This is a genomic window from Pseudochrobactrum sp. sp1633 (assembly GCF_030376605.1).
GTDB lineage: Bacteria > Pseudomonadota > Alphaproteobacteria > Rhizobiales > Rhizobiaceae > Pseudochrobactrum.
Genome location: NZ_JARRAE010000003.1, coordinates 170,324 through 195,826, shown reverse-complemented (window position 1 = coordinate 195,826; position 25,503 = coordinate 170,324). Strand labels below are relative to the sequence as shown.

Below are 25,503 nucleotides of genomic sequence, written 5' to 3'. Positions count from 1 at the left end.
ATGACCGATATTCTGAAAAAGATCGAAACCTATAAGCTTGTTGAAATTGCTGAAGCCAAGGTACGCCTGCCACTAAGTGAAGTGAAAAAGGCAGCAGCGGATCAGCCGCCTGCCCGTGGTTTTCTCAAGGCACTGGAAACAAAACAGCAAGCCGGCACTTTCGGTCTGATTGCCGAGATCAAAAAAGCCAGCCCGTCAAAAGGTCTGATCCGTCCGGATTTCAACCCGCCCGCATTGGCAAAAGCCTATGAAGATGGCGGCGCGGCCTGTCTTTCTGTGCTCACCGACACACCAAGCTTTCAGGGCGCACCGGAATTTTTGCAGCAGGCGCGTGCGGCTTGTTCCCTTCCTGCATTGCGTAAAGATTTCCTGTTCGATCCGTATCAGGTTTATGAAGCCCGCCATTGGGGTGCTGACTGCATTCTCATCATTATGGCGAGCGTTGATGATGCAATGGCGAAAGAGCTGGAAGAAACCGCACTTTCACTCGGCATGGATGCATTGATTGAAGTGCATGATGAGGCTGAAATGGAACGGGCACTGAAACTCTCTTCCCGTTTGGTCGGCATCAACAACCGTAATTTGCGTACTTTCGAAGTCGATCTTGCAGTTTCTGAGCGTCTGGCAACTATGGTGCCGGATGACCGGCTGCTGGTTGGTGAAAGTGGTATTTTCACTCATGATGATTGCCTGCGCCTGCAAAAATCCGGTATTTCCACATTCCTGATCGGCGAGAGCTTGATGCGCCAGCAGGATGTGACCGCTGCCACACACAAATTGCTGACCGGTGCGGAATAAATCATGAGCAAATTGACACATCTCGATGAAAGCGGCGCTGCGAATATGGTCGATGTCGGCGATAAAGCCGAGACTGTGCGCATTGCCGCGGCCTCGGGCTGTGTCATCATGCAAAAGCAGACGCTTGAGCTGATCCTTTCCGGTAATGCAGCCAAAGGCGATGTAATCGGCACGGCACGCCTTGCCGGTATTATGGCAGCCAAAAAAACATCTGATCTCATTCCGCTCTGTCATCCGCTGATGCTGAGTAAAGTCTCAGTCGAGATTGAGCCGGATGAAACCTTGCCGGGCTTGCGCGTCAGCGCCACGGTTAAACTGACCGGTAAAACTGGCGTGGAAATGGAGGCGCTCACTGCTGTCTCCGTCGCCTGCCTGACAATTTATGATATGGCAAAAGCTGCTGATAAGGGCATGATCATCAGCAATATCGCAGTCGACAGTAAAACCGGCGGCAAGTCCGGTGACTGGCAGCGTTCTTAAACCCCATTCTGACAAATTATCCTGACCGGTTTTACGGGAGAGAGTTCATGGCATTGTTACCCGTTGACGAAGCACTGCGCCTTTTGCTTGCGGATAAAATGCCTTCCGGCCATGAGATGGTTGCCCTTCATGAAGCGGGTGATCGCATCCTCGCCACCTCAATCTTTGCCTCATTCAATCAGCCGCCATTTGATGCATCCGCTATGGACGGCTACGCCATTCGCTTTGCGGACGCTGAACAACTTCCCGTTACGCTGAAAATTATCGGCGAATCCGCAGCAGGCCAAGGCTTCAGTGGCACGGTCAAATCCGGTGAGGCAGTGCGCATTTTTACTGGTGCACCATTGCCAGCCGGAGCTGATACTGTCGTCATTCAGGAAAACACGCAGCAGGAAAATGGCCTGGTCACTCTGCTGCAAGATGTGGAAAAAGCCCGCCATATCCGCCTTAGTGGTTTGGATTTTCGCGATGGTGAATGCCTATTGCAAACCGGCCATATTCTTGATCCGGCTTCGCTTTCACTCGCAGCGGCTTCCGGCCATGCGCAAGTGCAGGTCTATAAACGCCCTCAGACGGCCATTCTTGCCACGGGAAATGAACTTGTGCCTGCGGGAACACAACCTGCGGCCGATCAGATTGTCAGCTCCAACAGCTATGGCGTTGCAGAAATTGTGCGCCGCAATGGCGGCACAGCAACTGATATGGGCATTGTTTCGGACGACCTCGCGCAGATTGAACAAGCCGTCCGCAAAATAGCGAACTCCGATGCTGATATTCTGGTCACGCTGGGCGGCGCATCGGTGGGTGATCACGATCTGGTGCATAAAGCGCTGATTAATTGTGGTGTGGATTTAAGCTTCTACAAAATCGCTATGCGACCGGGCAAACCACTCATGTTCGGCCAGCTGTTGCGGGGAGATAAATCCCCCCTGCTGGTTCTGGGCTTGCCGGGTAATCCGGTCTCCAGCCTTGTCTGCTCTTATGTGTTTCTCGCACCATTGGTTGCCCGTATGGCAGGCAAAACACCCGCCACACATATTGCCGGTGCTAAACTGGCTCAAAGCTTGCCAGCCAATGGAAACCGGCGGGATTATATCCGCGCTACTCTGACCCGTGACAGTGCAGGCGAACTGCTGGCAACACCTTTACCAGTGCAGGATTCTTCCATGTTAACCGTCATTACCCGCGCCGATGCATTGCTCATCAGAGAGCCCTTTGCAGAAGCTGCACAAACCGGCGATCACTGTCAGGTGTTGATGATACGCTAGAGCGTATCCCGAAAAGTGTGAAACAGTTTCGAACAAGATTTTCGTCAAAACAAATAGTTAGGGCGGTTTCACCGATTTAATATTAGCCGGAACCGCTCTGGTGCTTTTCGCAATCAGCTATCTACGGTTGATGCCGTGCTATGCCGCTGGTTAAATTATTCTCAGCAGGCATGTCGCATAGGATGAAACGCCATATCCGGCAGTGCAGCACCGTATCTTCAGATTATTCCCTTTTATAGCCTTGCGGAACAATACTGGAACATATAGGGTTCGTTCTGGGTTTGTTTTAAATATTGATTCTCGCAACCGTGTCCCGTGCAAACGGTTTTGTGTTTAATGTGCACGATGGCTATATTTGCTGTGATTTCAAAGGAGATTGCGGCATTTATGTTCAAGGCTTTGGGAGCGTATAATGCTGACGCGTAAACAACATGAATTATTGCTGTTTATCCATGACCGCCTGAAAGAAAGCGGCATTCCTCCTTCATTTGATGAAATGAAAGAGGCGCTCAATCTGGCCTCGAAATCCGGTATTCACCGCCTGATCACTGCCTTGGAAGAGCGCGGCTTTATTCGTCGTCTGCCAAACAGAGCGCGCGCGCTGGAAGTTATCCGCCTGCCCGACTCAATTGCTCCGGGTCTCAACAGCCAGAAAAAATTCTCCCCAAGTGTGATTGAAGGCGATCTGGGCAAAAAGAACATCACAGATCTTCCGAAAAAGCCTGCGGCGGCTGAAGCCGAAGTTTCGGCCGGTATCAGTGTTCCTGTTATGGGACGGATTGCCGCCGGTGTGCCGATTTCCGCTATCCAGTCGCAAACCCATATGATCACCCTGCCGCCGGAAATGCTTGGCAGCGGCGAGCACTATGCGCTGGAAGTCAAAGGCGACTCGATGATCGAAGCCGGTATCCTTGACGGAGATACGGTTATCATCCGCCGTGGTGACACAGCCAATGCCGGTGAAATCGTTGTCGCTCTGGTCGATGATGAAGAAGCAACACTGAAGCGGTTTCGCCGCAAAGGTGCTTCCATTGCACTTGAAGCGGCTAATCCGGCTTATGAAACACGTATTTTTGGTCCAGACCGTGTTCGGGTTCAGGGTAAACTGGTTGGTCTGGTACGCCGGTACTGAAACCACGCCTGCGCGCTCAAACTGTTTAAACTCAGGGCTGATTGTATATTAGCGATCAGACTTGGGTCAGGATGAGATGCGGAGAATGCCCCTGAGAGTGAGTGTTTAAACACGTTTTGCCTGCCCAAATACAAACATCCGAGCAGGCCAAATTTATAAGTTCAGTTCAAGCTATAAGACCAATTAAAGCGTCAAAAACTGCTTTGCGATCTGGCTTAAGGACAGATTTCGCAGGTTCCGTTTCATGCGCGATCTACACTTAGTCATCCATTCGCCTGCGCACCCTCATTTGGCATCGTGCGGCCTAGTTTCTTTCGGCAAGATTGCGGGCGGCGCGGGAATATAAACGGTATAAATGCCAGGGGCGCTGAGGCTCTCCGATTGCATGGACAATGCTCGCAGGTTTCGCGCTCTGCTCTCGTGATGCAAGATAAATTTCTGCAACGCCCTTTAAAGCCAATTGCTGACGGCTAACAACAAGCGGTTGCGGAGCAGTCGCAATGCCCGCGTCTCCGGTTTCACGGGTCGCACCGCAGAGCACATCACTCGCATAAGCTGAAATCACAATATCCCCGATAGCACATGCGATCTCTGTGGCCTGCGCACTTTCCGCATAGGCCAGCACACGACCATCGGCAAAATCATAGCTGCACAACCCGTCCTCGCAGATAAAGCCCTCCGGATTTTCCGTAGTAAAAGTCTCCGGTGTTCTGATCTCTGTGACCCCGTAGGCCTTACGCCAGTTCTCAATTGTAAAGGCTGAAGGCCGCTCACGATTAACATAGATAATATTATTCTGCCGTATCGCGACCAGTTTGGCATCTTCAGAGATTATAATATCAGGCAAAGGCGCTGCCATCAGCGCTATGCCTCCTGCTCCGAGAAAAACCAGAGAAACGGCGCGTAAATGACTGGTCAGGATCAGCGCGCTCAGCATGGCGAGCGTCCAAAGCAACATAACCGGCGCAGGCAATAATCCCGGAATAAGGTCCGGCGATAGTCCCGCAACGTAATGCGCGATCCACTTTACGAGCTCAATCCCCTTACCCATGACCTGCAATGGCAACCATTCCAGACCAATGGGCATCAGCAATAGTGTTATAACTGCAAAGGGCATTATCAATAGGGATATTACAGGCAATGCCAGTGCATTACCCAGCATGCCAAGCGGAGCCATATTGTTAAAATGGAATGCTGCATAGAGTCCACTGGCAGTACCGGCTAACAGGGATGTTGCAACAATACCGATCAGAAACTGCCGGATTTTATTGCCTAAACCCGTGTGTCTTTCTGCTTTGGCTTCTTTGCGTCTTTTGCGTAATTTTACCCATGCAAATCCGGCAATCAAAGCGCCGGTCGCAGAGTAAGACATCTGAAAACTTGGGCCTAAAATTTCATGGGGCGTTAAGACTATACTGAACAGAGCGGCAATCGCCAGATTGCGCATTGTCAGCGCCTGCCGGTCCAGTATAACAGCGCATAACATAACCGCCAGCATGATAAAGCTGCGCTGCGCTGCAACATCCGCTCCCGATAAAGCGAGATAAAACCCGGAAGAGAACAGAGAGATTAGTGCTGCGATTTTCTTTACCGGATAATAAAGCGATAAAGACGGGAACAATCCTGCAAAGCCCCGCACACTGACCATAACAATGCCGGCTGCAAGCGCCAGATGCAGTCCGGAAATCGAGAGGATATGTGCCAGCCCTGCAATACGCAGAGCTTCATTTGTATCTTCACTGATCCCCGCACGCTGGCCTGAAATCAGCGCGGCAGCAATTGCCCCTTCCTCTTCCGGCAAGGCCTGCATAATCCGGCCGCCAATAATCGCCCGCAATTGTCCGACAGCGGCAGCAATATGAGCAGACCAATGCCTGCCCTCCGTCAAATTTGCAGGCAAAGCATCTGCTATTTTGGGTATACCCAGATAAAAGCCGTTACCGCCGACACCCCGAAAATAGCCATGAAATGCAAAATCATACTGACCGGAACGTACCGGCCCGCCATGAGGGCGCAAGCGCACGGCACCTTTGATTACAGAACCCGTTTCTGTCATGGCAGGCAAATCGCGTGCTGAAAGCCGCAAGCGCTGCGGCGCATAACGCAAATGCGGCTTCTCCGTTGCCAGCACATCAGCGATAATCCGCCAGCGACCAGCCTTGCCATTGCTGTCTGCCTCCTGCTCCAGTGAAACAATCCGCGCGGTCAGAACTGTTGAAACGCTGCTGCCCAGCATTTGCGTGGCATAGCGCTGCGTCTCCCATTTCGCTGTCGCCATACCCGCGACAAAGGCCAGTATCAAAATAAGTCCGACACGGCGAACAAGTGTGTCGCGCAGCAAAAACCACAGCCAGCCAAATAAAAAGGCAGGCACAGCCAGTTCCGCCCAGTAAGGCTCCGCCGTGAGTGCGAAATAATGTACCGCGCCCGTTCCGGCAGCAACGGCAAACAGCAGGAAAACCGTGCCGCGCTCATATTCAAGCAGTAAGGCATTCCGGATATTTTCACACGTATTTTGCCAATGCTCCCGCAATGAGAGCCTGACCGGCAGTGCAGATTCAACCTCAGCGGTGAAAGCTGTGTTTGCAGGAGCCGTCTCTGCCACTAAGTCTTGCTGCAACCCGAGCATAACTTGCTCCGGGCTCAATCCTGCACGTCCGGCCAGACGAATAGCTGCAATCTCAGTCCCGCCATGATCTGGTCGGGACTCAGTATCACGCCGCTGATGGCGGTATTCATCATTGCTCCCATTGGTCATGCTGTCTGAATTGCCCCCGCACCTGACAGCCGCAAAACATCACCTTAAATCAGCCCCTAAAACGCAGGAATCTTGCGTTTTATCGCTATAAACCCCAGTTCTGTGTTCTGATCATTGGCTAAAGTCTTGCACGTTGTGCTGCCTATGCTACATGAACAGCACAAGAAATCGAGAGGCGGCAAATTACATTCTTTTGCGAATATATTCGGATATAAGAGCACGATTTTGTAACCTGACCGCAGATACGGAGCGACCGATGTCATCACCCGTTATTACCCGCTTTGCACCATCCCCGACCGGCTACCTGCATATCGGCGGTGCCCGCACAGCGCTGTTTAACTGGCTTTATTCCAAACATACCGGCGGCAAAATGCTGCTGCGCATTGAGGATACAGATCGCGAGCGCTCCACAGAGGCCGCAACGACAGCAATTCTTGAAGGCCTGACATGGCTTGGCCTTGACTGGGACGGCGATGCCATCTCTCAGTGGGAACGTGCACCGCGCCACCGTGAAGTCGCAGAGCAACTGGTGAAAGCCGGTAATGCTTATTATTGCTACGCCTCGCAGGAAGAGCTGGAAGCAATGCGTGAGCTTGCGCGCGCTGAAGGCCGCCCTCCGCGTTATGACGGACGCTGGCGTGACCGCGACCCGTCGGAAGCACCGGAAGGTGTGAAGCCGGTTATCCGCATTAAAGCGCCTCGGACAGGCGAAACCGTTGTCTATGATGATGTGCAGGGCGATGTGCGTTTCCCGAACAAAGACCTTGATGATTTCATCATTCTGCGTTCTGACGGTGCGCCAACCTATATGCATGCGGTTGTGGTAGACGATCATGATATGGGCGTTACCCATATTATCCGCGGTGACGACCACCTGACCAATGCTGCCCGCCAGACTGTTATTTATCAGGCGATGGGCTGGGATGTGCCTAAAATGTCCCATATCCCGCTGATCCACGGTGCAGATGGTGCCAAGCTCTCCAAGCGTCACGGTGCGCTCGGCGTTGAGGCCTACCGCGCCATGGGCTATCTGCCGGAGGCATTGTGCAACTATCTGGTGCGTCTTGGCTGGAGCCACGGCGATGATGAAGTCATGTCCATTGCCCAGATGATCGAATGGTTTGATACCAAAGACATCAACAAAGGTGCATCACGTTTTGACTTCCAGAAGCTGGAAGCCATCAACGGTCATCATATCCGCGCCAGCGATTCAGAAACGCTCACCAAAGCGTTGATTGATGTTCTGCCTTATATTGAAGGTGGTGCAGAACTGCAGGCTCTGATGACCGATGAACGCCGTGCACAGCTTGTTGCAGCGATGCCGGGTCTTAAAGACCGCGCCAAAACGCTGGTGGAACTGGCAGACGGTGCGAAATTCCTGTTCGTCTCACGCCCGCTGCCACTGGATGAAAAGGCCGCAAGCCTGCTCAATGATGAAGGCCGCGCGATTCTCAAAGCCGTCCTGCCGCAGCTTGCAGCTGCTGAATGGACTGCGGAAGCGCTCGATGCTGTTGTGCGTGCGCATGCAGAATCAACCGGACTGAAGCTTGGCAAGATTGCCCAGCCATTGCGCGCCGCCCTTACCGGCCGTGCAACCTCACCGGGTGTCTTTGATGTTCTTGTTGTGCTTGGGCGGGAAGAATCCCTCGGACGCATTCAGGATCAGGCCATTTAAGACCTCTTCAGTGCCGTGTTTTCTAACAGAAACACGGCACTGTGATTTTCTCATACAGCGAACTGTCGTAAGAATGGTGACTTGACAGAAAGTTGTACATTCAAAGTCAAATTTGTACGTTGCAACGCGATATAATTACGATAGTTTGAGCCGTGAATTTTTGCAGGCAATCATTCAGAAATATCATAAATTTTGAGTGAGATCCGGCTTAGGGTATTTTTCAAACTGGCAGCGCCAGTGAAAATACCCTAACTGTATGTTTCTATGCATAAGACTAAACCGAAACACCCGTTTTCGGCAGTATGCTCCAAATTTACTGCTATCCACGAGCAGTGAGCGCGATGATGAAAGGAACCAGTATGTCTAATACGACAGCGACAATCACGCTAAATGGCAATTCGACCGAATTGCCGGTCCGCAAAGGTACAATCGGACCAGATGTCGTCGAAATCGGCCCGCTTTACAAGAATACAAATTCCTTCACATACGATCCTGGTTTCACTTCAACCGCTTCCTGCGAATCCAAAATCACTTATATTGATGGTGATGAAGGCGTTCTCCTGCATCGCGGCTATCCGATTGAACAGCTCGCCGAACAGGGCGATTTCCTTGAAACCTGCTACCTGCTTCTCTACGGCGAATTGCCAACCAAGACCCAGAAAGCAGATTTTGACTACCGCGTGACCCGCCACACAATGGTGCATGAGCAGATGTCGCGCTTCTTCACTGGCTTCCGCCGTGATGCACATCCGATGGCCATTATGGTTGGCTGCGTTGGCGCCATGTCCGCCTTCTACCACGACTCAACCGACATTACTGATCCGCATCAGCGTATGGTTGCCTCGATCCGCCTTCTGGCGAAAATGCCGACACTGGCCGCAATGGCCTATAAATATCATGTCGGTCAGCCTTTCGTTTATCCGAAGAATGATCTTGATCTGGCTTCCAACTTCCTGCGCATGTGCTTTGCCGTGCCTTGCGAAGAATATAAGGTTAATCCGGTTCTGGCACGCGCTATGGACCGCATCTTTATTCTTCATGCTGATCACGAACAAAATGCCTCGACTTCAACTGTGCGTCTTGCCGGTTCTTCGGGTGCCAATCCATTTGCTTGTATCGCTGCCGGTATTGCCTGCCTCTGGGGCCCTGCTCATGGCGGCGCCAACGAAGCTGCATTGAACATGCTGGCTGAAATCGGCTCGGTTGATCGTATTCCTGAATTTATTGCCAAGGCAAAAGACAAGAATGATCCGTTCCGTCTGATGGGCTTCGGTCACCGCGTTTACAAGAACTACGATCCGCGCGCCCGCATCATGCAGAAAACCACGCATGAAGTTCTCGGCGAACTCGGCATCAAAGATGATCCGTTGCTCGACGTTGCAATGGAACTGGAAAATATTGCTCTGACCGATGAATATTTCATCGAGAAGAAGCTGTATCCGAATATCGACTTCTATTCCGGCATCACTCTCAAGGCTCTCGGCTTCCCGACAGAAATGTTTACTGTTCTGTTCGCCGTTGCCCGTACCATCGGCTGGGTTGCCCAGTGGAAGGAAATGGTTGAAGATCCGCAGCAGAAAATTGGCCGTCCGCGTCAGCTTTATACCGGCTACGCACAGCGCGATTTCGTACCGCTTGCTAAACGCAAATAATCTGTGCCGGATATCTGAGAGCACTATCTCGGATCAATATCCGGCTCCGACAAATAAAAAAGGCTCCTTCGGGAGCCTTTTTTATGTTTCACAATATTTAAATCTTACAAATCCCGTTTTATAAACTAAATTCTACCATAGATTTCCTCTAATATATTAGCCGATATTAATTCCGCCCTATTCCCCTATAATTACGCTGACGCAAGTCAGCAGGGAGCAAGTGCTATGTCTAAATCATTTTTTAAATCCGATATCGCATCCTCTGAAATCACCAGTCAGACATTTTATTTGCGGCGACGGGAATTTATCAAAACAGGTATTGCTGCCGGCATTGGTTTATCTCTGGGCGGTCTATTACCGGATATTGCCTCAGCCAAAGACAGTGCAGACGGTTTCAAAACTGATGAGACGCTGACGCCAAAAGACTCTGTGCTGACCTATAATAATTTTTACGAATTCGGCACAGGCAAATCCGATCCGTCCAGCTACTCCGGCAATTTCAAGCCACGCCCGTGGACAATCGAAGTCGGCGGCATGGTGGCAAAGCCTGCGACATACGATATTGATGACCTGATCAAGAAAATGAGCATTGAAGAGCGCGTCTATCGTATGCGCTGCGTCGAAGCCTGGTCGATGGTTATTCCCTGGCAGGGCTTTCAGTTGTCAGAACTGCTGAAACTGGCTGAACCGCTCGGCTCTGCCAAATATGTTGCCTTTGAAACGGCTCTGCGGCCAAAAGAAATGCCGGGCGTTGGCGGTGCTTTTGCGGTACTCGACTGGCCTTATCGTGAAGGGCTGCGCCTTGATGAGGCGATGAACCCGCTCACATTACTGGCAACCGGCCTCTATGGCGAAACCCTCGCCAATCAGAACGGCGCGCCGGTGCGTCTCGTTGTGCCGTGGAAATATGGCTTCAAGGGCATAAAATCCATTGTCAAAATTACACTGACCGACAAAGAGCCCGTCACTGCATGGAAAATGCAGAACGCTTCGGAATATGGTTTCTATGCCAATGTTAATCCGGCAGTGGATCACCCACGCTGGAGCCAGAAGTCGGAAACACGCATCGGCAGCGGCAGCTTCTTCTCACCGGACAGGCGCGATACACTACCGTTTAATGGTTATGGCGAGCATGTTGCCCAACTCTACAGCGGCATGGATCTGACCAAGAATTATTAGAGTGTATCCCGAAAAGTGTGAAGCGCCTTCTCCGGGAAATCAGTCCACTAGACTGATTTCTCATCCCGCTTCGATCAGATAAGATACGCGTATAAACAAAAAGATAGAGCATTTCCTATGATCCAAAATAAACTGGAAATGCTCTAGAGCGGGAACCGGCATGAAACCTGATATCGCTGCGCAAACTATCGCTATGCCCCGCACATCGGGCAAACAAACAGCTGCACGTAAGCCACCGGTCAAAATCCCCAATAATCCCTGGTTGCGATGGGGTATCTATGCTGTAGGTCTGGCTCCGGCACTATGGGCATTCTGGCTGGCTGCCACCAATCAACTGGGAGCAAATCCGGTCAAAGAATTTGAGCATGTGCTCGGATTGTGGGCTTTACGCTTTTTAATCCTGACTTTGCTCGTCACGCCGCTGCGCGATTTATTCCGGTTGAATTTTCTGCCCTATCGTCGTGCTCTCGGCCTGCTGGCCTTCTATTATGTGGCCATGCATTTTGCGACTTATATCATTCTCGACCGCGGGTTGAACTGGCCGGAAATCGTGAAGGATGTAACGCAACGCTGGTTTATCGTCTTTGGGTTTATCGGTTTTTTACTGCTGATCCCGCTGGCAATAACTTCAAACCAGTGGTCAATCCGTAAGCTCAAGAGCGGTTGGCAAAGCCTGCACCGGCTGATTTATATCATCGCCCTTGCCGGCAGCCTGCATTTTCTGATGTCGGTTAAAAGCTGGCCACCGGAGCCGCTGATTTACGGCCTGATTATCATTGTACTCGTCGCATGGCGCTTCGTCCGGCAGCCCTATCTGGCACATAAAAAAAGCTGACCAGCACAACGTGCCGGTCAGCTTTATCTTTTTAACGCAAGTGACTGATTTTACCAGCGTTTGACCATGCGTGAAGCACAGAAGAATGCCAGCAAAGGCCCTAAACCAAAACTCAGGAACAGCCAGAATGCAGCGCTGGACGTTCCTGCCATGCCACCCGGAACTGTCAGGCCGCCAAGGCTGGTCACCATACCGGCCATCGCTGCACCAAGACCTGCCGAGAACAGCTGAACAGTGGTGATGGCGGTAGAAGCCAGATCCTTTTCATCATCGGGAGCGACCTTCAGCACCCGTGTCAAAAGATGCGGCCATGTCATGCCCACACCACAACCAACGGCGAGAAAACCGGCACAGAGCGGCAGCAATTCCAGATAGGTTCCGCCGCTGGCAATTGGCAGCAACCAAAGCAGCAGAACCATACCGGCAAAAGACGTCAGCGGGCCGATAATAATCACATCCCGAACACGGCGCGATGCAATACCGGAACTCATGATTGAACCGAGTGTCCAGCCTGCGCCCATCAGAGCGGCGAGATAACCGGCAACCAACGGTGTCTGATGATGTAAAACCTGCAAAAACAGCGGTATGAACACTTCAACCGAGGTTACAGTCAGCGCCAGCAAAGACATTGTAACAATGACAGGGCCGAGCGGCTGACTGAAACTGAACGAGCCGCTTGGCAATAAACGCTTGCTGCTGGTTGTCTCCAGACGGATCATGAACGCAATCAGGATAATTGCGCTGCTGATACCAGCCACGTTCCATATAACCTGCGGACTGACACTGCCGAGTGATACTGCAAAAACAGCCAGTGTCAGCAGGGTGAGTTGCGCGAATGGCAGACGATTGGTGTCTTCATCCTCATGGCGCTCATCCGGCAGCACGAACAGTGCAATGACTGCAAACAGCAAGGCTGCGGGCACAACCAGCCAGAAAGCCGCGCGCCATTGCCCCAGCTCTGCAAATATACCACCAACGGCCGGTCCGATCAGCGTAGCCACGCCCCACATGCCGGAAACCAGCGCCATCGCCCTTGGCCACAGCGCCTCAGGAAATGCAATGCGGATCATGGCATAAGACAATGCCAGCATGAAACCGCCACCAAAACCCTGCACGAACCGCCCGACCAGCAGCATCGGCATGCTCGGTGACATTGCACAAATCAGCGTACCCAGAGCAAAAACACCTGCTGAGATTGCATAGGCTTTACGCGGACCGACTGCGCGCAACAGTTTAACCGCCAGCGTGGAACCGATGATCGACGCTACAATAAACAGGGTCGTGTTCCATGCGTAATAATCAAGCCCGCCGATATCAGTCACGACTGATGGCAGAATTGTTGTCGCAATATAAACATTAATGGCATGCAGCCCGACACCACCTGCAAGCGCCAGTGAGCGAACGGCATTTCTGCCAGTCAACAAATCTCCCCAGCCAACCTTATGGTGACTGACGAGCGATGCTGGATCAGACATAGTATTCTCCGGAACAGCTCTCAAAAACCATGAGTTCCGGCGGGAATGCGCCTGTGTTTCTCATCAATTTTAACCGGATTATACCGGTCGGGTTGCAAAGCCCTGACAAAGCCGCTAATTAAGCAAGTATGTACTTGGAATATTCAGCAGGAGACCAAATGTCAAGTTGTGACATTACCACCTCAGGTGAAAAAAACGACACTGCTCAACAAAGCACTGCCGGACGCCTGCTGTTTATTCTTAAAACCCGTGGTCCGCAAACAATATCCGCATTGGCGAATCTTGCAGGCACCGGCACAGAGAATATACGCCAGCAATTGCAAAAATCTGTGACAGAAGGACTGGTTGAACCCTATCTTACTGAAAAAAAGCCAAAGGCTGGCAGACCGGTGCAATTCTGGCAGCTGACCGATAAAGGTAACAGCCGTTTTCCTGATACACATGCCGAACTGACCGCTACCTTATTGCGGCATATGAACAAGCTTGAAGCAAGTCTGACTGACCGTATCATCGCCCTGCGTGAACAAGAGGTATTAGACACCTATCGGGCGGCGATGCAGGATATGACTGCCGTTGAGCAACGCATTGCCTGTCTTTCACAACTGCGCAGCGAAGAAGGCTATATGTCGGAATGGCGCTCCGAGCCGGACGGGACATGGCTGCTGATTGAAAATCATTGCCCTATTTGTGCAGCGGCAGCTGTTTGTCAGGGTTTTTGCCGTTCGGAGCTCACAATATTCCAGACCATTCTCGGTGATGGCTGCAAAATTGAACGGTGCGAGCATATTTTGCTCGGTGCGCGGCGATGCGCCTATCGTATCACGCCGGTCACATAAGAATTATACAGGCAACGGTTGCTGCAGCTGCCTGTATTCTTGTTTTTGCAGGTTATAGCTTATTGCGCACTCAGCTCCGGAAATTTAATGCCGAGCTGATCCAGATAGGTCGGATATTTCTCCGCATCATAATAGAGCTTCTGCATTTCAGGGCGGAATTGCTGCATAATCTCGGTATTCAACTGAATTTGCGGCTTATCATCAGCACCGAGCATCGGCAGGTATTTCTGATCTTTCTGCTGCACATTAGTAAAATAGTCCTTTGCCGCCGTCACCAGCTCCGGCTTCGTCAGCAAATCAACGCCCGTCATCGCAACGACTTTTGATCCGGCCACCACACCTTTATGAGCGATCGGCGTAGCCATAGACATGGCATTTGACCAGTGATGCCCCGGAAGGTTCGGAATATTCGACGGATAGTTCAGCGTGATTGTCGGCACGATCCATGACACATCGCCGATATCATCAGAGCCGCCGCTTTCCGGTTTTGCAGGCGGTGGCGCCAGTTTTTTAAGCTCGGTTGCCAGCCCCTCTTCTTTGCCTTTCACAGCCTTCTGCACTGCTTTAGCAAAGCTGTTTTCATCCTCTGTCCATTTCGGCAGGCCTACTTCCAGAATATTGGCATAAGCAGCTTCTGCCACAGGCTTGTTGAAATGGCGCGGTGCTGCTGTGCCGATAATCTGGCGCTCGACTGTCGTATCCGACATTTTTGCCGCTGCTTCAGACATCGTATTCGCTACAGCAAAATTTTTGGCGATGTTCTCAAAATCCGTCTCACGGATAAAATACCAAACACTGGCAACAGACGGCACCACATTGGGCTGATCACCGCCGTCAGGAATTACATAATGCGAGCGCTGTTCAGGCCGCAAATGCTCACGCTTCATATTCCAGCCAATATTCATCAGCTCCACACCATCAAGCGCACTGCGTCCGCGCCAAGGCGCACCGGCAGAGTGGGCAGACTCACCACCAAAAGTATATTTGACCGAGACCATGCCCGTGCCATTGGAAGCGCCCCATGAAGTTTGCAGATTATTACCCACATGGGTGAACAGCACCACATCCGCATCCTTGAACACGCCGTCGCGTACCATATAGGCTTTGCCGCCCAACAGTTCCTCAGCCACACCCGGCCAGAGCACCAGCGTGCCGGAGAGCTTTTCCTTCTCCATCAGCTCTTTAAGCGCCAGTGCCGCCACCACATTCACAGCCTGCCCTGAATTATGCCCTTCCCCGTGACCGGGTGCGCCCTCAATCATCGGTTTGCGATAGGCAACACCGGGCATCTGGGATGTTTTCGGCAGACCGTCAATATCACTACCCAGTGCAATCACCGGCTTGCCGGAACCCCAGCGCGCCACCCAGCCGGTTGGCAGACCGGCAACACCGCGCTCTATGGTAAAACCGTTCTTTTCCAGAATATCCGTGATGTATTTCGAAGTTTCCACTTCCTGAAAAGCCAGCTCACCAAAGCTGAAAATTGAATCCGTCATCTCCTGTGCAAGCTTGGCACGGCTTTCTACATCTGCTGTCACCTGCTGCTTATAGGTTTTGATATCCTGTTCTGATTTTTGTGCTGCGGCCTGACTGAGCAATGAGGCCGACATCATAAGGCTGAGTGCAATTTTAGACGTGAGATTACAAGGCATGTATAGCTCCGCTCTTTAATTTGCATGGCAGTTACCTGCTGACAATTAAACACAAAAATACAGCACACAATCTTTATTTTCTAAAATATAACCTTTTGTTTTTACTGAATTTATTGTTATTTTCAAAATAACAAAACGCCGAATTTCATTTAGGAAATTCCGCCTTTCACATATACTCAGTCTTTTTCACTCTGCATAAAAACGAAATACTGCGCGCACCGGATGCACCCTTCGCCCTGATAAGAAAAACATTCTCTCAGCGTAAAGCTATTTAGCTTTTTGTTATTGCCGGTTTCGCAAATTTCGCCGTTCCGGCCTTTCAAGCAATTCCTATACTGACCCATAATTTGCCGCATCCATAAGCACCCTCATCCAGAGGGAAAAGGCAAACGGGAACCCAGTATGAAACAGCTCAATCACCTTTCCAAAATCAGCATTCTGACTATTGCCTTTCTGTCGTCTTCCGCAGCCTATGCGCAAGCTTTGCAGCTTAACGGTACGCAGCTCACCACTGCGCAGGTGGCAGAGTTCGCAGCGAACAAAAATGAAAAAGTCGAAATCGCTCCGGAAGCGGCACAAAAAGTCAGCCATAGTTTTGAACTGGTGATGGAAGCTGCGCTGCAAGGAACCGCGGTTTACGGTCTGAATGTCGGCGTGGGCTGGAACAAGGACAAACCGGTTTTCAAAGAGGTTAAAGGCCGCCGCACGCTGGATGAAGAATTGCTGGCTCTTTCCCGCCGCTTCAACACCAGTTCACTTCATGCCCATGGTGGCGGCATTGGCGAGGCTATGCCTGCGCAGGCAGTGCGCGCCGGTATGCTGATCCGCCTCAATGAAATGCTCGGCGGTGAAACAGGAACACAGCTAAGTGTGGTGGAAGCCTATCGCGATTTCCTCAATCACGACATTATTCCCGTTGTGCCAGAAAAAGGTTCTGTCGGTGAGGCCGATATTACGCTGGCCTCCCATATCGGTCTGGCCATGATCGGCGAATGGTTTGTGGATTATCAGGGCAAGCGTATGCCTGCGGCAGAAGCCCTGAAACTGGCCGGTTTGAAACCGATTGAACCAGTCGGCAAAGACTTTCTCTCCATTCTCAGCACCAATGCGCTGACTGCCGGTCAGGCTGCTCTGCTGGCAGAAGAAACCCGCCATTATCTGGAAGCCGCCACAGCCGTTTTTGCTCTGTCGCTTGAAGGCTATAACGGCAATGTCGCGCCTTTCCTGAGCGAGACAACTGAACTGCGCCCATTTCCAGGAATGGTGAAGGCGGCAACAGATATTCGTGCAGCACTGGATGGCTCCTATCTCTGGCAGCAGTCTGACGGCCGCGCTTTGCAGGATCCACTCTCTTACCGCACGATGGCCTATGCGCTTGGTAATGCATGGGAAGCACAGGCCGCACTCGAAGAAGCTTTGCATATCCATATCAATGCCAGCGATGACAATCCGGCCGCAGTGGCTTCCGACAAGCCTGCGGAAAAAGCGGCTGACAGTCATAACCAGCTGCACAAATATCAGGTGGCAGGCGATGTACATGGCGCGATTTATCCGACAGCCAATTTCGATATGCTGCCGGTTGCCACCCGTGTGGAAAATCTGAATGTCGCCCTCACCCGTTTGGCGCAGAATATTGTGATGCAGACCATCCGCACGGAAAATCCGGATTTCACCAAGCTGCCGCGCTTCCTTGCTGGTCCTGAAAATGAAGGCCATGCCTTTGGTGCCATGCAGAAGCCGCTCGTTGCGCTCTATGCGGAAAATCGCCAGCTGGCCATGCCTGTCTCGCTCGATACTTTTGCCATGGCAGGCAATATTGAAGATACCGGCAATAATGCCCCGCTGGCTGTGAGCAATCTCCAGCGCATTCTCGGCAATATGTACAGCCTGTCATCCATTCAGCTGCTGCATTCGGCGCAGGCGGTTGATCTGCGTGGCAAAGTTGCGCTCGGCAAGACATCCGCGAAGCTGCTGGAAACCTATCGTGCACAGGTCAAATTCGTCGATCAGGATCGCATTTACACGCCTGATTTTGCAGCCGGTGTGCAGGTACTGCACGCTTTCACGCAGCCAGCCACCAAGTAATTTTTAAATCGCATAACTGCCTGCATTCCAAAACAATGCAGGCAGTCAGAATGAGGGAATGCCGCAATGCAGGATAAAGTCTTCAAAGGTAAAGTGGTTCTGCCCGATCAGGTCATTGATAATGGCTGGGTGCTGGTCAGCGACGGCCGCGTTGTCCAGACCGGTCAGGGTGCAGCCCCTGAAGGTGAAAGCCACGGCGGTACGGATTATCTGGTGCTGCCGGGTGCGATTGACGGTCAGGTGCACAGTCGCAGTCAGAAAAATCAGGAAGAGTTTATCTGGTCGACCCGTTCGGCCGCTGCAGGCGGTGTGACAACGATTGTCGATATGCCTTATGACGACGGCGACCTGATCGCCACGCCGGAGCGCTTCACCCGCAAAGTGGAATCCGCTGGCAAGGAAGCGCGCGTGGATTTCGCGCTTTATGCCACGGCGCATCCGGCAGACGGCACCAAACATATTGACGGTCTGGTTGAAGCCGGTGCGGCGGGTTTCAAATTCTCCACCTTCGGTACGCATCCTGAGCGCTTTCCGCGCATTACCCCGCAGATGCTTTTTGAGTGTTTCTCGGCCATTGCCCGTCATGGTCTGATTGCCGGTATTCATAATGAAAATGATGAAATGGTGCGCTATTACATCGATCAGGTTGAGAAAAGCGGCCGTACCGATTATCTGACCCATAGCATGAGCCGCCCGCCGGTGACTGAAACGCTGGCTATGGCAGAAGTCTATGAAATCGGCGCCATGAGCGGTTGTGCCACCCATGTGGTGCATTGTTCCGTTGGTCGTGGCTATGAACTGGCCGCCGGTTATCGCGCACAGGGCTATGCCGCAACGGTTGAAGCCTGCATCCACTATCTGACATTATGTGAAGAAGATGATGTAAGCCGCCTGATCGGCCGCGCTAAGATCAACCCGCCGGTGCGCAACCGCGCCGAGCGTGAAGCCATCTGGCAGCAACTGGCCGCCGGTAATGTGACCATTGTTTCCACCGATCATGTGAGCTGGTCGCTTGATCGCAAAAACGATGAAAACATGCTGAAAAACGCATCCGGTGTTCCGGGGCTGGAAGCGCTCTATGCGCTGCTGCTCAAAGGTCTGGATGAACGCGGTCTGTCGCTCAGCCATGCCGCCCGTCTGCTGGCGCATAATCCGGCCAATCTGTTCCGTCTCGGTCAGACCAAGGGTGCGCTCGGTGCCGGTCTTGATGCGGATATCGTGCTGGCACGCCGCGATCCTTATACCTATAAGGCGGCAGAAAGCGGCAATAATATTGTCGGCTGGAGCCCTTATGACGGCATCAAACTGCCATTCCGTATCACCCATACATTTGTGCGCGGTGAATGTGCCATGGCTGAAGGTGTGGTTACGGCTGAACCGGGTTCCGGTCGCTTTGTACGCCCTGCTTCGCGCAAAGGAGCCGCATAATGGCGGCTTCTAACACGCTCGTCGATGGTGACCGGCTCTGGCAGGATATTATGGCGCTGGCTGATATTACCGAGCCGGGCAAGCCTTACACCCGCCGTTCCTTTACACCACGTTTTCTGGCTGGCCGCGCCTATCTGATTGAGCAGTTCAAAGCCGCCGGTCTTAAGGTGCGCATTGATACCGCAGGCAATCTGATCGGCCGCCGTGCCGGTGCCAAGCCTCACGCCAAAACCATTATGATGGGTTCGCATAGCGATACTGTGCCATCCGGCGGACGCTTTGACGGTATTGCCGGTGTGGTGGCGGCACTCGAAGTTGCTCGCGCCCTGCGCGATGCCGGTATTGAGTTGCAGCATAATCTGGAAGTGGTGGATTTTCTCGCTGAAGAACCGAGTGAATACGGCCTCTCCTGTGTCGGCAGCCGTGGCATGAGCGGTCAGCTGACCAATGCTATGCTCGACTTTACCGGCCCGCAGGATGAGCGTCTCGGCGATGCGCTGATCCGTGTCGGCGGTAATCCGGCCAAGCTCGTAGAGGCTATACGCAAGGATGATATTGCCGCCTATCTGGAACTGCATATTGAGCAAGGCCCTGTGCTGGAACAGAGCAAGACGGATTTGGGTCTGGTGACCGGCATTGTCGGCATCACCCGTCTGGAAATCGCGTTTCAGGGTGCCGCTGACCATGCGGGCACCACGCCAATGCATATGCGCCGTGATGCGCTTTATGCGGCTGCACAAGCTGTCACAGCAATCCGTGAACAGGCCGAAGCCTTGGCATCCGAGCCGGACGGCTATTTTGTTGCCACGGTCGGCATTCTCACCCTTGAACCGGGCGGTGCCAATGTGGTGCCGGAACAGGCCAAGGTGATTGTCGATATCCGCACCGGCAAACGTGAAAAGACCCTGCGTTTTCTGGAAAGCATTGATGCGGCGACACAAGATGCTGCCGCAAAAGCCAGTGTGGAGCGCAGCCACTTCAAGACCCTTTCCGACACCATGCCGATGGATTGTGACTTAGGTCTGCTGGATGATCTGGCAAAAAGCGCTGATGCACTCGGCCATAGCCATCTGCAACTCGCCAGCGGTGCGGGGCATGATGCGGCCTTTATCGGCCAGCTGGCACCGGCAGCTATGGTCTTTGTGCCATGCCTCGGCGGGCGCAGCCACACACCGGAAGAATGGGCAGAGAAACACGACATTGCAGCAGGTGCTGCGGCAATGTTTGCGGCAGTGCGCCGGTTTGACGAGCGCACTCCGATTACCAATCAAACGCATAACAGCATTTAAGAGGAGGCCATTATGGGGCGTATTTTAACATTGGATGACGTGGAATCCGCAATTGCAGGCGGTTCGGTCTTTGCAGCAGGCGGCGGCGGCTGGGTCGAGCATGGCCGTATGCTGGGCACTACTGCGGTCACCATTGGCCGGCCTGAACTGGTGGATATGGAAGAAGTATCCGATGACGCATGGATCGCCACAGCCGCAGCAATCGGCGCACCGGCCAGCACCACCCAGTGGGAAATGCTCGGCATCGACTATGTGAAAGCTGTTGAACTGCTGCAATATGAGCTAGGCGACGAAGTCTATGGCCTGATGATCGGCCAGAACGGCATGTCCAGCACCATGAATGCATGGCTGCCTTCTGCTGTTCTCGGCACCAAGGTGATTGATGCTGTGGGCGATATCCGTGCACATCCGACCGGTGATATGGGCTCCATCGGCATGGCCAACAGCCCTGAGCAGATGATCCAGACAGCCGTTGGTGGTCACCGCGATTCTAACTCCTATATCGAGCTGGTAACACGCGGCGCGACAGCAAAAATCTCGCCGATCCTGCGCAAAGCCTCCGATATGTCCGGCGGTTTCATCGCCAGCTGCCGCAATCCGCTGCGTGCTTCCTATGTGCGCAAGAATGCAGCACTCGGCGGCATCTCCCGCGCTCTGACCCTTGGTGAAGCCATTCGCGCAGCCCAGAGCAAAGGTGCAACTGCGGTGATTGATGCGATCTGTAAAACCACCAATGGCAGCATTCTCGCACAGGGCAAAGTCACTGCCAAGAATGTGCATTACACGCAGGAAGCTTTCGACATCGGCACCATCACCGTGCGTGACGGCAACCGCGATGCGATCCTGCATGTGATGAACGAATATATGGCCGTGGATGACGGTGATGGTCAGCGTCTTGCCACCTTCCCTGATGTGATCACCACACTCGACACCAATGGCAGCCCTGTCAGTGTCGGCAATGTCCATGAAGGCATGGAAATTTTGGTGTTCCACATCGCCAAAACGGAAATCCCGCTCAGCGCATCAGTCAAAGATCCGAGCGTTTATCCGATCGTCGAAAAGGCACTCGGTATTTTGCTTGCTGATTACGCACTGGCCTGATTTAGCGGTTTAGAAAGAATTATAATGTCCAAGAAACAATTTAACGTCACCACCGGCACCGAACTGCGCTGCAAAAACTGGCGCGCTGAAGGCCTGCTGCGCCTGATGGAAAACGTGCTGGCTGTGGGTGAAGACCCTGACAATCTGGTGGTCTATGCCGCGCTCGGTAAAGCCGCACGCGACTGGCCGTCCCATGACAAGATCGTTGAAAGCCTGCACAAGATTGAAGAAGACGAAACGCTCGTCGTGCAATCCGGCAAGCCGATAGGCATTCTGAAAACCCATAAACAGGCACCAGTCGTGATTATGGCCAACTGTAATATGGTTGGTCAGTGGGCGAAGGCTGAAAATTTCTACGAATGGGAAAAGCAGAACCTGATCTGCTGGGGCGGTCTCACTGCTGGTGACTGGCAGTATATCGGCTCGCAGGGTGTTATTCAGGGCACCTATGAAATCTTCATGCGCATTGCCGAGCAGAGCTTCAACAATGATCTGGCCGGTCGTCTGATCCTCACCGCCGGTCTTGGTGGCATGGGCGGCGCGCAGCCACTGGCAGGTCGTCTGGCTGGTGCGGTTACGCTCTGCGTTGAAATCGATCAGGAGCGCATTCAGAAGCGCAAGGATATCGGCTTCCTCGATGTGATTGCCAAAGATCTGGACGATGCGCTGGCGCAGGTTAAAGCTGCTATGGCCGAGAAACGTGCTGTTTCCATCGGCGTTCATGGCAATGCCGCTGATCTTTATGAGCAGATTCTGGCGCGCAATATCATTCCTGATATCGTGACCGATCAGACCTCCGCACATGATCTGGTTTACGGCTATGTACCGGCGACCCGCTCGCTGGATGAAGCCCGCGCCATGCGCAAGAGCGACCCGCAGACACTGATGAATGAAAGCCGCGCGTCCATCGTTCGTCACGTCACGGCAATGCTTGGCTTCCAGAAAGCCGGGTCAGTGGTGTTTGACAATGGCAACCTGATCCGCACCCATGCCAAAGACGGCGGTGTGGCTGATGCGTTCAATATTCCGGTCTTCACCGAAGCCTTCCTGCGCCCGCTGTTCTGCCGCGCTATTGGCCCGTTCCGCTGGATTGCTTTGTCGAATAACCGCGAAGATATCCGCATTATCGACAATTATATCCTCAAAGCCTTTGCCGATAACCGCATTGTCACCAACTGGATCAATCTGGCCGGTGAGCATGTGCCGTTTGAAGGCCTGCCTGCGCGTATTGCATGGCTCGGTCATGGCGAGCGCACAGAACTAGCGCTGGCGGTTAACCGCATGGTGCGTGACGGTACGCTCTCCGGCCCTGTTGCCTTTACCCGTGACCATCTTGATGCTGGTGCGATGGCGCATCCGAATATCATGACCGAGAATATGCGTGACGGTTCTGATGCGATTGCCGACTGGCCGCTGATCAACGCTCTGGCCATGTGCTCGTCGCAGGCTGATCTGGTGGCGATCCACTCCGGTGGCGGCGGCTATTCCGGTTATATGACCAGCGCGGGTGTGACTGTGGTGGCCGATGGTACAGATGATGCAGATACTCGCATTGAACTGTCGCTGACCAATGACACATCGCTCGGCGTGATGCGTTATGCTGATGCCGGTTATGAAGAAGCGCTGGACGAAGCGGAAAAGAAAAACATCCGCCACTTCAATTTAGCGTAAAGCATTTCCAGCAAAAGTGTGTAGCGCCTTCGCGGGGAAATCAGTTCACCGGACTGATTTCTTCTCCCGCTTCGATGCGTAGGATAATGCGATTAAAAAAGTCAGTTAATCCTCCCCCGTAGAGAGGACAGGCGGAACTCCGGTTTCGCCTGTTTTCATTTATAGCCAGATTATGGAGTGAGCGCTTCCCGTAATTCGCGCACCAGTTCTCTTTCGGCAACCGTCAATGTGCGGGCATTGGAGTAGATCACAAACAGCCTGCGCAGAATATGCGGCTTCAACTCAAGGCTAACCAATGTGCCCTGCTCCAGATCACGGCGCACTGCTGAGACCGGCAGCAAGGTCGCAAGCTTTTCGCGCCGGATCATCGCAATCATCATCGGCAGAGAATTGATCTCTATAACCGGCTCCAATGTCAGATGATGTTCGCTCAGTTGCGCTTCCAGCAATTGCCGGATGCCGAATGTCATGGTCGGCAGAACCAGCGGCACCTGACGCAACGTTTCCAGATCAATCGCTGTATCCTGAGTTAATTCCGTGGCCAAATCAGGATGACAGATCAGCGATAACGGTTCCTCAACATTGAGGCTGAAACGCGCCATATGCGGCATATCCGTTTCCAGCACGGCAAGGCTGATCACTCCCGCCTGCACCCAATCCTGCAAGACGCTGGTCGGCGCTTCCAGAATTTGCAGATCAATCTGCGGATGGTTTTTTCGCCAGCGCAGTACCGCATCGGTCATGCCTGCGAGCAGAGTGCTTTCCTGACTAACGGACGGCAGCACGCCGATGCGTAAACGTGAACGATTACGCCCTAATGATCCCGCACTATGAACGGCCATAGATTGCAAACGCGTATCGATCAGATCACTGCCGATACGGAAAACGCGTCCGGCATCTGTCGGCACAAGCCCGTCGCGGCGGCGCTCAAACAGCGGCTTGCCGATCACCTGCTCCATCTTGCGCAATTGTCCGGTGATTGCCGGTTGGGCGACTTTGGCGACGCGGGCAGCAGCGGTAAGATTACGGTTATTATCGATCAGCCGGAAATAGCTGAATTGCCGTCTGGTGAGTTGCGGCTGATAGAGCGCAGACGGTTCACCGGAAGCCAGTGCCGCACGGATACGCCGCACGGTTTCCTCTGCCACCGGATGCGGCTCGGCAATATGCACTCGCACCTGACTGATGAGCGGCGGGTCAAGCGGCACGAGTTTAAGCCGATGCAAGCCCATGCGGTTCGCCAGCGTGCTTTGCGGCACCAGAAAAGCCGTATCAGGGTTCTCCCCGCTCAGGCGTGCCAGTGTTCCCGGATGATCCTGCGTAAAACGGATATTTTTAATCGGGTGTTTTGCCAGATAGCTTGAGAGATCATGCAGCAGCGGCTCCGGCAATGCGGGCACAATCACGGGGCCTGCCAGCATTTCAGTCAGAACCGGTGTTTCACCCGTCTGCAAAGGAAAGCTACGTGCCAGCACCCACGGATCATCGTGCACGGCAACGCCTTTATTCTCATAGCTGAAAATAATCCGGTTGCTTCTTGCACTTTCCGTCAACGGTAATGGTGGTTCTCCATCAGCACTGCCCCAATGCGGCTCAATGAAAACATCCGGATAATCACGCTGCAAACCGACCAGCGCAGAGCTGATCGCCTTGGAAATATTACCCAGAGAGAACATCAGCTGCACTTCAACCACCAGATGGCTGAATTCACTCTCCTCGGTACATTCCCGCATACTTGCCTGACGGGTAAAGGCCTCGGCCTGTAACAGCGGAATCGCCGCACGATAGAGCCAGCGACCAGCCACTGTCGGGGTCAGGCCTGCGGACACACGGCGGAACAATTGCGCGCCGACTTCCTCTTCCAGATTCTGCAAAGCCACGCTCAATGTCGACAGCGCAATATCCAGTACTTCTGCCGCTTTGCTGAAGCTGGTTTGATGGCAGGCCGCAACAAAATAAGAAAGCTGACGCAGCTCGATCATAGACACTGAACCTTAAACGCTGATTTTCATTATAAATTTCAACTGAATATGCCACAGACATATAAAAACTACTCTAGTGAAACACTATTTCGTTTTTCGCTATGGAGACATTCATTTTTTGTCATCTGTCAGCAGAAACTTAAATTGTTACTGTCTCGTACTGCCGGTGGGAGCATGGGACAAGAGATACCATAGCCGGGAATGTTT

18 protein-coding genes are annotated in these 25,503 nt (G+C 52.8%); 14 read left to right on the top strand and 4 right to left on the bottom strand.

Annotation, left to right across the window (positions count from 1 at the left end; translation table 11 throughout):
- The 4 genes from trpC to lexA all read left to right on the top strand — a co-directional run bounded on the left by trpC (nucleotide 1) and on the right by lexA (nucleotide 3,678).
- Nucleotides 1–798 (top strand): indole-3-glycerol phosphate synthase TrpC, encoded by a 798-nt coding sequence (gene trpC, locus P8H26_RS04780; RefSeq protein WP_289631720.1) that lies wholly within the window; start codon nucleotides 1–3, stop codon nucleotides 796–798.
- The gene (gene moaC, locus P8H26_RS04775) at nucleotides 799–1,278 is read left to right on the top strand and encodes a cyclic pyranopterin monophosphate synthase MoaC (RefSeq protein ID WP_289631852.1); all 480 of its coding nucleotides are present in this window, start codon (nucleotides 799–801) and stop codon (nucleotides 1,276–1,278) included.
- Between the two features lie 47 nt (nucleotides 1,279–1,325).
- Nucleotides 1,326–2,546 (top strand): gephyrin-like molybdotransferase Glp, encoded by a 1,221-nt coding sequence (gene glp / locus P8H26_RS04770; RefSeq protein WP_289631719.1) that lies wholly within the window; start codon nucleotides 1,326–1,328, stop codon nucleotides 2,544–2,546.
- A 412-nt stretch (nucleotides 2,547–2,958) separates the two neighbouring features.
- A complete protein-coding gene (gene lexA, locus P8H26_RS04765) occupies nucleotides 2,959–3,678 on the top strand; it encodes a transcriptional repressor LexA (RefSeq protein WP_289631718.1) in 720 nt (239 codons plus the stop codon).
- A gap of 304 nt (nucleotides 3,679–3,982) precedes the next feature.
- Here lexA and P8H26_RS04760 read toward each other — a convergent pair whose 3' ends face one another.
- The gene (locus tag P8H26_RS04760; protein WP_289631717.1) at nucleotides 3,983–6,436 is read right to left on the bottom strand and encodes a ComEC/Rec2 family competence protein; all 2,454 of its coding nucleotides are present in this window, start codon (nucleotides 6,434–6,436) and stop codon (nucleotides 3,983–3,985) included.
- Nucleotides 6,437–6,692: 256 nt separating this feature from the next.
- Between P8H26_RS04760 and gltX the strand changes: the two genes are divergently transcribed.
- From gltX to msrQ, 4 genes are all read left to right on the top strand, one after another.
- Nucleotides 6,693–8,111 (top strand): glutamate--tRNA ligase, encoded by a 1,419-nt coding sequence (gltX, locus tag P8H26_RS04755; RefSeq protein WP_289631716.1) that lies wholly within the window; start codon nucleotides 6,693–6,695, stop codon nucleotides 8,109–8,111.
- Nucleotides 8,112–8,470: 359 nt separating this feature from the next.
- A complete protein-coding gene (gene gltA / locus P8H26_RS04750) occupies nucleotides 8,471–9,763 on the top strand; it encodes a citrate synthase (protein WP_116088088.1) in 1,293 nt (430 codons plus the stop codon).
- Nucleotides 9,764–9,988: 225 nt separating this feature from the next.
- Entirely contained in the window at nucleotides 9,989–10,942 is a 954-nt protein-coding gene (gene msrP, locus P8H26_RS04745) for a protein-methionine-sulfoxide reductase catalytic subunit MsrP (protein ID WP_289631715.1), read from the top strand.
- 160 nt (nucleotides 10,943–11,102) lie between these two features.
- Nucleotides 11,103–11,777: a protein-methionine-sulfoxide reductase heme-binding subunit MsrQ gene (gene msrQ, locus P8H26_RS04740; protein ID WP_374708219.1), complete on the top strand. Its 675-nt coding sequence runs from the start codon at nucleotides 11,103–11,105 to the stop codon at nucleotides 11,775–11,777.
- 50 nt (nucleotides 11,778–11,827) lie between these two features.
- Here msrQ and P8H26_RS04735 read toward each other — a convergent pair whose 3' ends face one another.
- Complete coding sequence (locus P8H26_RS04735) at nucleotides 11,828–13,252, bottom strand: MFS transporter (protein ID WP_289631714.1); 1,425 nt, start codon at nucleotides 13,250–13,252, stop codon at nucleotides 11,828–11,830.
- A 158-nt stretch (nucleotides 13,253–13,410) separates the two neighbouring features.
- Here P8H26_RS04735 and P8H26_RS04730 point away from each other — a divergent pair, with 158 nt between their 5' ends.
- Nucleotides 13,411–14,088 carry a metalloregulator ArsR/SmtB family transcription factor gene (locus P8H26_RS04730; protein ID WP_289631713.1) on the top strand — a complete coding sequence of 226 codons (678 nt, stop codon included), beginning with the start codon at nucleotides 13,411–13,413 and terminating at the stop codon, nucleotides 14,086–14,088.
- Nucleotides 14,089–14,147: 59 nt separating this feature from the next.
- Here the strand turns inward: P8H26_RS04730 and P8H26_RS04725 are convergent, their stop codons facing one another.
- Nucleotides 14,148–15,740 carry an amidohydrolase gene (locus P8H26_RS04725; protein ID WP_289631712.1) on the bottom strand — a complete coding sequence of 531 codons (1,593 nt, stop codon included), beginning with the start codon at nucleotides 15,738–15,740 and terminating at the stop codon, nucleotides 14,148–14,150.
- Nucleotides 15,741–16,142: 402 nt separating this feature from the next.
- On the opposite strand from P8H26_RS04725, the gene hutH reads away from it, so the two are divergent.
- From hutH to P8H26_RS04700, 5 genes are all read left to right on the top strand, one after another.
- The gene (hutH, locus tag P8H26_RS04720) at nucleotides 16,143–17,825 is read left to right on the top strand and encodes a histidine ammonia-lyase (RefSeq protein ID WP_289631711.1); all 1,683 of its coding nucleotides are present in this window, start codon (nucleotides 16,143–16,145) and stop codon (nucleotides 17,823–17,825) included.
- 66 nt (nucleotides 17,826–17,891) lie between these two features.
- A complete protein-coding gene (locus tag P8H26_RS04715) occupies nucleotides 17,892–19,253 on the top strand; it encodes a dihydroorotase family protein (protein ID WP_289631710.1) in 1,362 nt (453 codons plus the stop codon).
- Nucleotides 19,253–20,542, top strand: a complete 1,290-nt coding sequence (locus tag P8H26_RS04710; protein WP_289631709.1) for a Zn-dependent hydrolase — start codon at nucleotides 19,253–19,255, stop codon at nucleotides 20,540–20,542. Before P8H26_RS04715 ends, P8H26_RS04710 begins: the two co-directional genes overlap by 1 nt.
- 12 nt (nucleotides 20,543–20,554) lie before the next feature.
- Nucleotides 20,555–21,643, top strand: coding sequence for a DUF917 family protein (locus P8H26_RS04705; RefSeq protein WP_289631708.1), 1,089 nt, complete (start codon nucleotides 20,555–20,557; stop codon nucleotides 21,641–21,643).
- 24 nt (nucleotides 21,644–21,667) lie between these two features.
- Entirely contained in the window at nucleotides 21,668–23,314 is a 1,647-nt protein-coding gene (locus tag P8H26_RS04700; RefSeq protein ID WP_289631707.1) for a urocanate hydratase, read from the top strand.
- A 170-nt stretch (nucleotides 23,315–23,484) separates the two neighbouring features.
- Here P8H26_RS04700 and P8H26_RS04695 read toward each other — a convergent pair whose 3' ends face one another.
- Complete coding sequence (locus tag P8H26_RS04695) at nucleotides 23,485–25,296, bottom strand: LysR family transcriptional regulator (RefSeq protein ID WP_289631706.1); 1,812 nt, start codon at nucleotides 25,294–25,296, stop codon at nucleotides 23,485–23,487.
- Between the last annotated feature and the right edge of the window lie 207 nt (nucleotides 25,297–25,503).